Origin of the sequence: Bradyrhizobium sp. RDI18 (assembly GCF_043203335.1) — a bacterium.
GTDB classification, from domain to species: domain Bacteria; phylum Pseudomonadota; class Alphaproteobacteria; order Rhizobiales; family Xanthobacteraceae; genus Bradyrhizobium; species Bradyrhizobium retamae.
Map to the genome: position 1 here is coordinate 1,425,170 of NZ_JBICRN010000006.1, position 11,380 is coordinate 1,436,549.

Genomic DNA, 11,380 nt, shown 5'->3' on the forward strand with positions numbered 1-11,380 from the left:
GATCGGAGCGAATACCCGGCCATAGATCGGCGAGTCCGTGCGAAGCTGACGCTGCAGCCCCCTCCTTCATGCCGGCGATCTTCCAGCCGACGATCTCCCAGCCCAGTTCTTCCGCGACCATGCCGGCGACGCGATAGGCTGTCGCCTTGTCAGGCGGCACCAGCCGTCGATCGAGGCCACTTTGCGGGCGTCGTTCACGGCGCAGCGTCGCGAGCAGGCGGGCGAGTTCACGTTGGTGAGCGATGTCCATGACTTACCCCTGCACCAGCGCGGCAGCCTCGCGCAGCGAGACCGGCGCATCGCCGAGCAGCAAATCGATCGCTGCGTTCTCCCAATGCTGCGCCTGCAGATTGGTCGACGAATGTTCGGCCAAGCGATGCTCGAGCACAAAACGCGAAAGCAGCAGGCGGCGGGCGTCGCCGCCGTCGTTGCCGAGGCGCGTACCTTCGGACGCCAATAGCGCAGCCGTCGTGGCGTGGTAGAGCTTTCCGGCGGCGATCCTGCAAAAACGCTCGTTCGCCGGATCTGCCGCAACCGCTTCCGCAAACCGCATCGCATCCGTCAGCGCGCCGGAAAGGCGCGTCCGGAACTGACCCGGCATCCCGGCCGTGTCCTCCAACCGGCGGCCGAGATCGTCGCGCAACGCTTCGTGGCCCCGCGCCTTTCCGACCGCGCGCTGGACCGCGTCGAGCGCGTTGATGTTGCTGGTGCCCTCCCACAACAGGCCGAGATGGGCATCGCGAACCAGCCGCGCGTTCGGCCAGTCCTCGATGTAGCCATTGCCGCCGCGAGCCTCCATCGCACCCGTGGCGACCGTGACGTTGTCCCGGCACGCCCGGTATTTTGCGATCGGCGTCAGCAGCCGCAGCACCTTGTCGGGCGCGGTTGCCGCGTACAGTAGCGCCGACAGCGCCTGCTCGGTCGGGACCATCAGCTTGAGCAACTGCCGGCGCATCAGCGGATGATCGATCACGGCGCGGCCGAACGCGCTGCGATGCCGCGCGGCGATCATCGCTTCATTGAGGCATCGCCGCATCATGCCCGCCGCGCGGGCGAGGTGCGACACCCGGCTCGAATTCACCATGACCAGCATGTGCTTGAGGCCCTGATCGAGCTCGCCGAGCTGGTAGGCTGTGGCGCCCTCGAAAACGATCTCGCCGCTTGCCATGGTGCGGCTGCCGAGCTTGTCCTTCAACCGCAGGATCCGGTACGAATTCCGCCGTCCATCGGGAAGCACTTTTGGCATCAGGAACAGGCCGAGCCCGCGACCGCCCGCCACCGCGCCGTCGGGCCGGGCGAGCAGCACCGCCAGTTCGGCGTCGACGTTCGAGCAGAACCACTTTTCGCCCCACAGCTTCCAATCCTGGCCATCGCTGACAGCAACGAGTTCGCCGGCGCCCACATCGGAGCCGCCGGCTTTCTCGGTCATGAACTGCGCGCACTTGAGCAGCGCGGCAGGATCCTGACTCCACATCCTTTCGAGATATCGCTGGCGCAGCTCGTCCGTGCCGAAACGGCGCACCAGCTCCGAAGAGCTGTCGGTGAGGTTGACGGGGCAAAGCAGGCCGAACTCGGCTTGCGCGAACAGATAGTGAAAGACGTATTTTGCGATCGGCGGCATCGGCGAAGGCCAGTCCAGCACGCCGGCGCGATTGCACATCGCGTGCATGCCGAATTGTCCGAACGCGATGCTTTCCATCTCGCGGTACGCGGGGTGATACTCGACCCACTCCTCGTCGCGGCCGTAGCCGTCGCGCGGGTGCAGCACCGGTTGATGGCGCTCGGCCTGGTCTGACAGGTCATGCAGCCGGCCTCCGGCGAGTTCGCCGAGTTCGAAAGGTGCGGCGCGAGATGCGCCAGCAGTGGAGCCTCCATGTATTGGGGCAAGAGATCGCGCAGGCTTTGGTCGAGCGAATAATAGTTCAGCCCGCGACAGGTGGGCGCCAGTGCTCTGGAGCGCCGGGCTGCCGCCTCGCGGCCGGTCAGATCGACATGAATGGTCATGGGCATCTCCCTCGGCTCCGCCCGCCCGGGCCGCACCGGCCTGGACGAAACTTGCGGAAAATATCGGCGTATGAGCCGGGGAGCTCCCGTGCAAACGACTTCTTGGGTCGGGGGCTTGAGCCAGACTCAACGCTGCGGTCCCCCCCGTTTGCCGGCCGGTCCTTTTGAACTAAGCTCCGCGATGGCATCACGACGACTTCCTCCCTTGCATGCGGTGCGGGCGTTCGAGGCCGCCGCACGGCACTTGTCGATCACCCGGGCGGCCGACGAACTGAACGTGACCGTCGGCGCCGTGAGCCGGCACGTCCGCGCCCTGGAAGCGCGAATGGGGACCGCGCTCTTTCTGCGCGGCTCGCGCGGTCTGGTTCTCACCTCCGCAGGCAAGACCTTCGCCGATTCCGCCCGCGAGGCACTGGACCGGATCGCAGATGCCGCCGACGGGCTGCGGTTGCGGCGTTTCAGGCGGCTTTCGATCGGGGTCTATGGCTTCTTCGTCTCGCGTTTCCTGCTGCCGATCTGGCCCACGCTCAATGCGGCCTATCCCGATCTGGAAGTCGACCTGCACACGAGCTCCAATCCGCTCGACCTTCTCGCCAGCCGTTACGATGCGGTGATCGCCGTCTCGGACGGGCAGCCTCGCGCCGGGCTCGTCACCCATTCGTTGATGCCGATTGCGACCGTGCCGGTCTGCGCGCCGCAATTCATGACGAACGGCGCCGTGGATTTCGCAACGGTTCCTCTCCTGCATGCGCGGCCGCGCCCGGACGATTGGCGGCGGTGGCTCGATCACGCCCAATTCGCCGACGTGCCCGTGCAGGGCGGCAGCAGCTTCGAAAGCCTCGGCCTGACCATTGAAGCCGCCGCCGCCGGCATGGGCGTCGCCATCGCCATCGACGGCCTTCTAGCGCCCGACCTCGCACGCGGCAATCTCGTCAAGGCCCATCCAACCGTTCGCCCGACGCGCCGGCAGTTCGTGCTCGAATACGAGCAGCGCATGGCTGACGATCCCGCGCTGACGGCTTTCGTCGCCTGGCTAAACAGTGCATCCGGCCAGCAAGCGCCCAAGAAGCCCGCCGCGAAGAAGACTGCGATGAAGGCAGGCGCAGAATATGCCCGTTGAGTTTCACTGTTTGGTTTCACTCAAGGCGCGCTCGTAGAACGAACGCGCGGCACCCTCACATCAAGTATCTTGGCTCACCGCAATCCGCCGTTCCGGCCGCCGGATATCTTCACGCTCGCGGTATGAACCGAACTCGCGCAAGATCTTGTCTCTGTCCTCGGATGAGATGACCGATCTGGGCGCGAACCGGCTGGCCTTTTTCTCGAGCAAAGCGTGCCGAAAGCCAAATCGGCAGATCACGCTATCCAGACTCTCATCGTTGCGCCGAAGGCGGCGGCCATGAAAATCCATCCACTTCTCGATCCGTTGCAAGCTCAGGCGCCCAAGACCTGGCTGCCCAAGGAGTTCGCCCCTGGTATGGAGCGACGCAATCTCGAGAAGGTAGTTGATGCGCGTGGATGGCTCCTTGCTGACGAGCCCCGCGTGATGACTGCGAACCAGTATGGTTGCAATTCGCTCCGGCAGATAGCTATCGATATGCTGCTCGAGAGGGACGGATTTTATCATGACCGGTTCCACGTTGAATATCTGCCGATGCGATTGAGAATGAATCTATCAGCACCGCAAGCGTGTACGATCTCGGCTTGTCTCAGTTAGATGGATTCTAAGTCAGATCATCTCGACGCGGGCCTTTGTACACCCGGGGGTTGCAAGCGGTTGCGCGTTGGTCGATAAGCCCGTGGACATGGCCAACTCCCTGAAGGCTCGACAGGAACCATTTGCCGCATCGCTTTCAATGGCGCGCGCAAGCCTCTCCCTCGCGTGGTCGATCGCCGTGAAATGCACGGCTCCGCAGGATCAATTGCGGGTGCGATGCTTGGGCGATGCTGATATCACGAGGCCGGTCGGACAGTTGGAACCGGAAGAGATCCTTCTCTGGCTGGCAGCGATACCTCCATCGCGGGAGATCGCTGCCGGCGAACCCGGCATGCTCAGCGTCGAGCGAGCTGCGAAGGTGCTCGATGCCGATGAGACCGATCGCATCGGGCGATTTCTGCACATCGAAGACCGAATGAGCTATCTGGCTGCGCATACGGGCGTTCGCCTCATGCTTGGCGGGCTTGTCGGTCAACCGGCCGAAGCCCTGCGGTTTCAACCATCGGAACATGGCAAGCCCATGCTCGTTGCTGGCCCAGTGGAGATCGATTTCAGCCTGAGTCACGCGGAGGCGCCGTAGCCGTTGCAGCGGCCCGCATGCCGATCGGCGTCGATATCGAACCGCTGCGGGAAATCGCCGATATGGATTCGGTCGCCGAAATCGTCCTGGCGGCCGAAGAGCGGGAGGTTCTACGGAACGCTCCCGCGCCGCTTCGGTCCCGGCTCTTTCTTCGCTACTGGACCCTCAAGGAAGCCTTGCTGAAGGCGGCCGCCCTCGGATTCACGATAGCTCCGAAGACCGTGATCATCGACGCAGGTCCGTCGCCCGCCGTGCTGTCGGTGCCGGCCGCGCTTGGATCAGCCGCGCAGTGGCGACTCATCGCGCCCGCCATCTGACGCCCTACGCGATGAGCTCGCGGCGTGAAATCGTCGAAAGCAGCGATTCTGCGATTTCCTGCGATCGCGTGGCAAGAACGGAGAGCAGCGTGTCGCTCAGGCCGTGAGAGGCCTCCGAATATCCCTGGAGATGGATTTGCGGCCGAAATGCCGGGGTGGTGACGAGCTTGTAGTTGCGGTCCAACACGGTGTCGCGAATGTAGCGCTGGATCGGCTCAAGGAACGCGTGCGGCGTCTCCCTGTCATAGCCCGTCGCCAGAATAACGGCATCGTAAGTGGATCGGCGCTTTGCACCGCCGAACTTGTCAACCGTGCCGATCTCGATGCCTTCAGGTGCGGCATCTATACTCGTTATTTCGCTACGCGGGTGCAACGCGATCCCTGTCGTGCCGCTGACGCGCTGCTGGTAGAGCAATCGATACAACTGGTCCAGGAGGTCGGCATCGACCACCGCATAGTTCGTGTTCCGGAAGTTGCGAACGATCGCGTCTCGCCGCTCGGCGGGCTGCGCATAGATGAAATCGGTGTAACCAGGATTGAAAATCTCGTTGACGAACGGGCTGCTGTCGGACGGCTTCAAGGCATGGCCGCGAAAGATCAGATCAATGCTCGCGTCCGGAAATCGCCCGCGAAGGTCGACCGTTACCTCGGTCGCGCTCTGCCCTCCTCCGACCACGGCCACGCGCGCGGCCTTTCCACCGAGGCCGATGTCCTCCACCGTGTCGAGATAGCGGCTGGAATGCAATAATCTCGGATCATCGGCGATCTCTGCAAATACTTGCGGGATATACGGTCGCCCTCCCACCGCGACCACCAGGTTCCTTGCAAGCCGCACCGTTTCCCCGCCGGCGAGTGTCCGCGAACGAACGCGCAAGGACGTCACCGACTGGCCGACCGTCACCGGCTCGATGGCGACGATGGTCTCGCCGTAGGCCGCCTGAGACTTGAACTGCGCTGCTACCCACCGCAGATAGTCGTTGAATTCAATCCGGCTCGGATAGAACGTTCGGCAGTTGATGAAATCCTGCAAACGGCCGCGCTTGTGCAGATAGTTCACGAAGGTGAACGGACTGGTCGGATCACGCAACGAAACGAGGTCCTTGAGAAACGAGATCTGCATGTCGCTGCCTGGAAGCAGCATGCCGCCGTGCCAGGTGAATTGCGGCTGCTTCTCCACGAACAGAGCGGCGCATTTCAGACGTGATCTTCTGGCGGATTCATCCAATGCGATCGCAAGCGCAAGATTGGACGGCCCGAATCCGACGCCGATAACGTCGTGCTCGATCGCAAACTGGTGAGACATGAGCTGCGCTCCGTTCGGGCGTTAGGACGTGATCGCCGGGCTGGTAGCTGCCGGCAGCCACAGCCGGTCACCAAAGAAGCGTTCGCGCAACAGCATCACCAGCGTGGCCCGCTTGTGCGGAAAATCGAAGTTCTTGACCTTTGCGAATCCCGAGACTTCCAGATTGCGGAGTTGCTGCGCATGCGCCGCCGCCGGCTCGCCGACGATCCGTTGTGTTCGACAGTCGTCCAGGAACATGTAGTGCATCAGCGACGGCAGCCAGGCGCTGATATAGCGGCGCCCGCGATAGGCGTCCTCGCCGACGACGACATGCCAGCCGCGATCGTAATCGTCGGCATCGTAGAACGGCGCGATACGATTCTCCTTGGCCCAGTAGAGCTCGAAATAGCCAAACGGCTCGTCGTCGAAGCAGCCGATGAGGGGCAGCATGTGCGGATCGGCCAGGATGCCGGAGAGATAACGCCGATGCTTTTCGAGATCGCCCGCTTCGTTCCAGAACGCGTCGACGCGGGGATCGTTCATCCAGCGGTGCAGCAGATGCAGGTCACCGTCCACGTTGGCGACGCGGAAGGAGATCACTTCGGCGAGCCAGGGTATGAAGCGGGCATAGACCTTCCCCACCGGCTTCGGCGAGCGTCGCGGATGGCGCTTGCCGTCCGTCATGACGTGGAGTTGCGGCAATGGCGGCCGTCCGGCATTGACCAGCCAATTGTCCCGCCGCTGCATGATCAGTTCGGGAAGCAGCACGAGGTCCGCCCCCGCCATGAGAGCGAGACCGTGGTTCATCAGTTCGCGCGCAAGCTCCACGCTGGCTAACTCCAGCACAAGCTGGCCGAGACTCGGCCGCCATCCAAAAATGGCTTCAGCCGCCGCCGAAACCGCCGAGATCGCCAGTTGCGGATCGTCGGGAGTGGTCAATATTTTCAGGTGATCGAGCCGTTCATCGAGACGCAGGCGCATCACCGTCGCGATGCCTACGGCGATGCGGAGATCTCCACTGCCGTCCTGAACGACGGTCATGGAAAAATCCGGCCCAATCGGGAATGCGCGAGGCCCTGTCGCGGAGCTCGAAGCTTTGTTCATCCGGCCCTCGCATCGCAAACGTGGTTGCTTGAAACAGCACGCGATCTTGACGCGCGCCTGCGATGTAAAGCACTCGCGTATAGGATGACAAGAAATGCAGGCACACGCAGTTTAGATTTCTTACAAATCTGACAAAACGGCGTCGCCAAAGACATCGCACGCGTTCCTCAGCGCGCATCTCGAAAGAGTTTGAACTTCGACGCAAATTTTCCGGAAGAATAAAATAGCTCTAAAGAGATGCATTGGTTGGAACCGATGACGACTTGATGATGTCATGGGTTTTCGTATCGCCCGCGACAATCTTGCCGTGCCGCAGTCGCACCAGATGATCAGCCACGCCGAAATAACGGTCATCATGTGAGATCACGATGATCGTCTTGCCCATGCGCTTCAGGTCCGGCAGTAGTTCCGTGTAGAAGATATGCCGAAAGGCAGGGTCCTGATCCGCGGCCCACTCGTCGAACACGAGTACCGGCCTCTCCTCGAGCCAGGCATTCATCAGGGCCAGCCGCTTGCGTTGACCGGTCGACAGGTCTGTCGTCGTAAATACGCCGTTCTCGACCGAGACCTTATGCGCGACCTCCAACCGCTTCAGATAGCGCTCCGCGACGTCAGGCACCATTCCCGCTCCCTGCAGAAGATCTTCGAACAGGTAGTAGTCGGAAAAGATCGTCGTGAAGAGCTGCCGGTAATCATCCCGCGTTTCCGTCACGACGGGCAGACCGTCGCGAAGCAGCGTACCGCTCTGTGGCGCGTAGAGACCCAGCAGCAACTTGATCAGCGTGGTTTTTCCGCTTCCGTTTTCACCGACAATGAAAACGATGTCGCCCTGCCGGACGTGCAGGTCAATCGGTCCGAGCACGAAGGGGTTGCTGCCGGGCACCGCGCGGAAGCCGTACGATACGTCACGGAGCTCGATCGATTCGATCCTGCCTGATCCATCCGGCGCGGCCGAGGGCGCGGCCAGCAAGCCCTGCTCGGGCGTCGCGAACTGCTCCGAAAGCTCGGCGATTCGCTTCATCGCCACCTGCGCGCGACCCAATGCCGGCAGGATGCCGATCACTTGATCGATGGGCCCCCGCATATAGAGCAGCACCAGGACGAAGCCGCTGGAGACGGCGGCCGGGCTGTCAGACCAGAGGAACGGACGCAACGTCAGCGCGACGCCGATCACGACGAAGAACAACATCGTGCCCAACGCCCGCGCGGTCACGAAGAGGTTAATCGATTTGATCTGCACGGCGCTGATCCGGTCGACGGTGCGCTGAAGCTGGTCGACATAGACGCGCTGACGGCGGGCGCGGTTCAGCCGCAGCTCCTTCGCGCCCTCGGCGATCGCGCGGTAGTGCTTCTGCAACTGGTCTTCGGAATCGCGGGCGACGTTGAAGCCTTGAACGCCGCGCGTTCGCGCATAGGCATGCGCGAGCGAGCCGACAACGATGACCAGCCCCGTGATCAGAAACAGCGGCCACGACAGTACCGCAAGGTAGACCATGCAGCCGAGCGTGATGACGACGGACACGAAGAAGGAGGAGAAGAAGAACGCGAAATCGCTGATGGTGTCGACGTCATGGGTAAGGACCGGAATCAATCGATGCGTCCGGTAGATTTCGAGCTGGTCGATCGGGGCCACCAGAATTTTCGCGGCGAGCGACTTACGCAGCTCGGCGATGATCCGCTGTCCAACATAGTTGGCGCTGATATCGGCGCCGATCGAGCCGATCAGGATCAAGAGACACAGGCCCGCAAACGCGAACAGCAGCGTTGCGACGTCGTCTTGCGACGCGTAAAGTCCGCGATTGACGACCGCGAGCAGTCCCGCAACGCTGGCGCCACCGACAACGCCGAGAACAGTGCCGCCCAGCACGATCGACCAGTAGGGCCGCAGGAGATGCAGAATCTGCGCCGTCAGGCCGCTTCGTGGATTCATCATGAGTGCCGCGCTGGAGTAGAGCTGAAGCGAACCTACACGGCCCGTCGTAGTACGAATAGCCTTGCGGGAGTGATGCGAATAGATGATGGCAGCATCGCTCTTCCAGAGCTTATTTTTCAGCCTCTTTCGATTGATTCTAATTTGTGATCGGCAACGCGTTTAATAAAATGCGAGTAGTAGAGCCTTTGCGTCGCAGCCGGCGAGCGAGTAGGACATGGATCAACTAGCGACATGGATCCACTAGGGACATGGATCCGGTGTCGGGCTGCGATATCCGAAAATCGAAGCGTGCGCAGGCCAGCATCGGGCAGGCCCGACTGGAGAGATGACTTTGGAATCGCTTGTTTCCGAAACCCGCATCCCGATTGCTGATGCCGCCGGCCTTGCTGCCCGAATGATCGATCATCTTGCCGAGCATGATATCGCCTTCGAGGACCAGGGCGGCCTGATGGTGGCAAAGCTGCCGTTTGGAACCAGTTCGCTCGCCGTCGAGGCCGAGGCGCTCAAGATCCGCGTCGAGGCCAATGACAAGGGCAATCTGGAAATGCTGCGCTCGGTCGTCGCTTCCCACGTCATCGAGTTCGCCGGCGATGAGCCGCCGATCATCGTCTGGTCCGGCCATGAATCCAACGGCGGCACGCTGGCCAATTTCCGCGAGGTGCGGCTGAAGGCAGCGATCGACCTGACACCCCGCATGCGCCGGCTGACCTTCACCGGCGACGACATCGCCCGCTTCGTGAACGACGATGACCTGCACGTCCGCCTGTATTTTCCGCCGGAAGGCCTCGCCAAGCCGGAATGGCCGTGGCCCGCCCCCGATGGGCGCATCCTGTGGCCAGAACCGGAGCGCAGACCCGTCACCCGCTACTACACGATCCGCCGCATCGATCTGCAGGCTTGCGAGATCGACATCGATTTCGTCGTCCACGATCACACCGGACCGGGGTCGGCCTTTGCTCTCAATGCGCAAACCGGCGCCATTTGCGGCATGGCCGGTCCGCTCGGACGAGGCATTCGTCCGGCGCGCTGGTTGCTGCTGGCGGGCGACGAGACCGCCCTTCCCGCCATTGCGCGAATTCTTGAGATGCTGCCGGCGACGGCAACCGGTGAAGTCTTCATCGAAGTCGCCGACCGGCTTGAGCAGGTTCCGTTGATCGCGCCAGCCGGCGTATCGATCGAATGGCTACATCGCGACGACCGTCCGGCCGGGACGACGCAACTATTGGTCGATGCCGTCAAGGCCGTGCGATGGCCGGATCATCGCGAGGTCTTTGCATGGGTCGCGTGCGAAGCGCAGGCGCTGAAGGCGCTGCGAAACCATCTGCGCGACGAGCGGAAGCTCGCCCGCGAGCAGCATCTTGCGGTCGCGTATTGGAGCCTGCGGCAGCCATGATGTCCCCGCATCCGCAGGCCGACGGGACGACATTCACCTCGTACCGCATTCCCCGCGCAGGCACTTTCTCATGCATGTAGTTCGGCCAACCGAAATCGCGCAAGCCGCGCCCGATGCGGCCGCGCCCTTGTTCGAACTGGACCAGGTGGAGTTCGCTGTGGCGGGGCGCGCGCTGCTCGAACCGCTCACCCTGTCGCTTCCCGCGCGCAGCGTCGTCGGCCTGATCGGGCACAACGGCTCCGGCAAATCGACCTTGCTGAAGTTGCTGGCGAGGCAGCAGCCAAGCTCATCCGGCACGATCCGGTTCGAAGGCCGCGCTTTACGCGAATGGAGCGATCGGGAGTACGCCCGCAAGGTCGCCTATCTGCCGCAGCAGACGCCGCCAGCCGCCGGCATGCTGGTGAAGGAGTTGGTCGCGCTCGGGCGCTATCCCTGGCATGGCGCGCTGGGCCGGTTCGGCGACACCGACCGCGACAAGGTGGCGGAAGCCATGGCGCTGACACACATCGAGCCGTTTGCGGACCGGCTGGTCGATACATTGTCAGGCGGCGAGCGCCAGCGGGTCTGGATCGCCATGCTGGTTGCGCAGGATGCCGAATGCCTGCTGCTCGACGAGCCGACTTCGGCGCTCGACATTGCCCATCAGATCGAAGTGCTGTCGCTGGTGAAACGGCTCGCGCGGGAGCGCAATCTCGGCGTGGTCGTCGTGCTCCATGACGTCAACATGGCAGCACGCTTCTGCAACGAGATCATCGCCCTGCATTCGGGCAAGCTGATTTCGCGCGGCGCGCCGGACAAGATCATGACGCCTGCCGAACTCGAAACCATCTACGGCATTCCGATGGCGGTGATGCCGTCTCCGGATCACAGCCATCTCATCAGCTTCGCACGGTGAGTTCGTAATCATTCGGCGCTTCACCGTCTCATCCGCGCTGCGGGCGCAACAGCCAGAGAAGATAGGGCCCGGCGAGCATCATCGCGAAAATGCCGGCCGGCATCTGGAACGGAAATATCACCATTCGCCCGGCCCAATCGGCTGATACCATCAGG

11 protein-coding genes are annotated in these 11,380 nt (G+C 62.6%); 5 read left to right on the forward strand and 6 right to left on the reverse strand.

The window, feature by feature from the left end; genetic code table 11:
• Nucleotides 1-253 precede the first annotated feature (253 nt).
• Complete coding sequence (locus tag ACFXS9_RS07765; RefSeq protein ID WP_392686899.1) at nt 254-2,134, reverse strand: acyl-CoA dehydrogenase family protein; 1,881 nt, start codon at nt 2,132-2,134, stop codon at nt 254-256.
• 51 nt (nt 2,135-2,185) lie between these two features.
• Here ACFXS9_RS07765 and ACFXS9_RS07770 point away from each other — a divergent pair, with 51 nt between their 5' ends.
• The gene (locus tag ACFXS9_RS07770) at nt 2,186-3,124 is read left to right on the forward strand and encodes a LysR substrate-binding domain-containing protein (RefSeq protein WP_392686902.1); all 939 of its coding nucleotides are present in this window, start codon (nt 2,186-2,188) and stop codon (nt 3,122-3,124) included.
• 60 nt (nt 3,125-3,184) lie between these two features.
• On the opposite strand, the gene ACFXS9_RS07775 is transcribed toward ACFXS9_RS07770, so the two are convergent.
• A complete protein-coding gene (locus ACFXS9_RS07775) occupies nt 3,185-3,643 on the reverse strand; it encodes a hypothetical protein (protein WP_392686905.1) in 459 nt (152 codons plus the stop codon).
• A 145-nt stretch (nt 3,644-3,788) separates the two neighbouring features.
• On the opposite strand from ACFXS9_RS07775, the gene ACFXS9_RS07780 reads away from it, so the two are divergent.
• Nucleotides 3,789-4,301, forward strand: coding sequence for a 4'-phosphopantetheinyl transferase family protein (locus ACFXS9_RS07780; RefSeq protein WP_392686908.1), 513 nt, complete (start codon nt 3,789-3,791; stop codon nt 4,299-4,301).
• Between the two features lie 17 nt (nt 4,302-4,318).
• Nucleotides 4,319-4,618, forward strand: a complete 300-nt coding sequence (locus ACFXS9_RS07785; protein WP_392686910.1) for a 4'-phosphopantetheinyl transferase family protein — start codon at nt 4,319-4,321, stop codon at nt 4,616-4,618.
• A gap of 4 nt (nt 4,619-4,622) precedes the next feature.
• Here ACFXS9_RS07785 and ACFXS9_RS07790 read toward each other — a convergent pair whose 3' ends face one another.
• From ACFXS9_RS07790 to ACFXS9_RS07800, 3 genes are all read right to left on the reverse strand, one after another.
• Nucleotides 4,623-5,921, reverse strand: a complete 1,299-nt coding sequence (locus ACFXS9_RS07790; RefSeq protein ID WP_392686913.1) for a lysine N(6)-hydroxylase/L-ornithine N(5)-oxygenase family protein — start codon at nt 5,919-5,921, stop codon at nt 4,623-4,625.
• Nucleotides 5,922-5,942: 21 nt separating this feature from the next.
• On the reverse strand, nt 5,943-6,941 hold the full coding sequence (locus ACFXS9_RS07795) for a GNAT family N-acetyltransferase (protein ID WP_392686916.1): 999 nt from the start codon (nt 6,939-6,941) through the stop codon (nt 5,943-5,945).
• A 292-nt stretch (nt 6,942-7,233) separates the two neighbouring features.
• Nucleotides 7,234-8,937 (reverse strand): cyclic peptide export ABC transporter, encoded by a 1,704-nt coding sequence (locus tag ACFXS9_RS07800; RefSeq protein ID WP_392686919.1) that lies wholly within the window; start codon nt 8,935-8,937, stop codon nt 7,234-7,236.
• Nucleotides 8,938-9,268: 331 nt separating this feature from the next.
• Here ACFXS9_RS07800 and ACFXS9_RS07805 point away from each other — a divergent pair, with 331 nt between their 5' ends.
• Nucleotides 9,269-10,330, forward strand: coding sequence for a DUF2218 domain-containing protein (locus ACFXS9_RS07805; protein ID WP_392686922.1), 1,062 nt, complete (start codon nt 9,269-9,271; stop codon nt 10,328-10,330).
• Between the two features lie 70 nt (nt 10,331-10,400).
• Nucleotides 10,401-11,225 carry an ATP-binding cassette domain-containing protein gene (locus ACFXS9_RS07810; RefSeq protein WP_392686925.1) on the forward strand — a complete coding sequence of 275 codons (825 nt, stop codon included), beginning with the start codon at nt 10,401-10,403 and terminating at the stop codon, nt 11,223-11,225.
• A gap of 28 nt (nt 11,226-11,253) precedes the next feature.
• On the opposite strand, the gene ACFXS9_RS07815 is transcribed toward ACFXS9_RS07810, so the two are convergent.
• The gene (locus ACFXS9_RS07815) at nt 11,254-11,376 is read right to left on the reverse strand and encodes an iron chelate uptake ABC transporter family permease subunit (protein ID WP_392686928.1); all 123 of its coding nucleotides are present in this window, start codon (nt 11,374-11,376) and stop codon (nt 11,254-11,256) included.
• Nucleotides 11,377-11,380 lie beyond the last annotated feature (4 nt).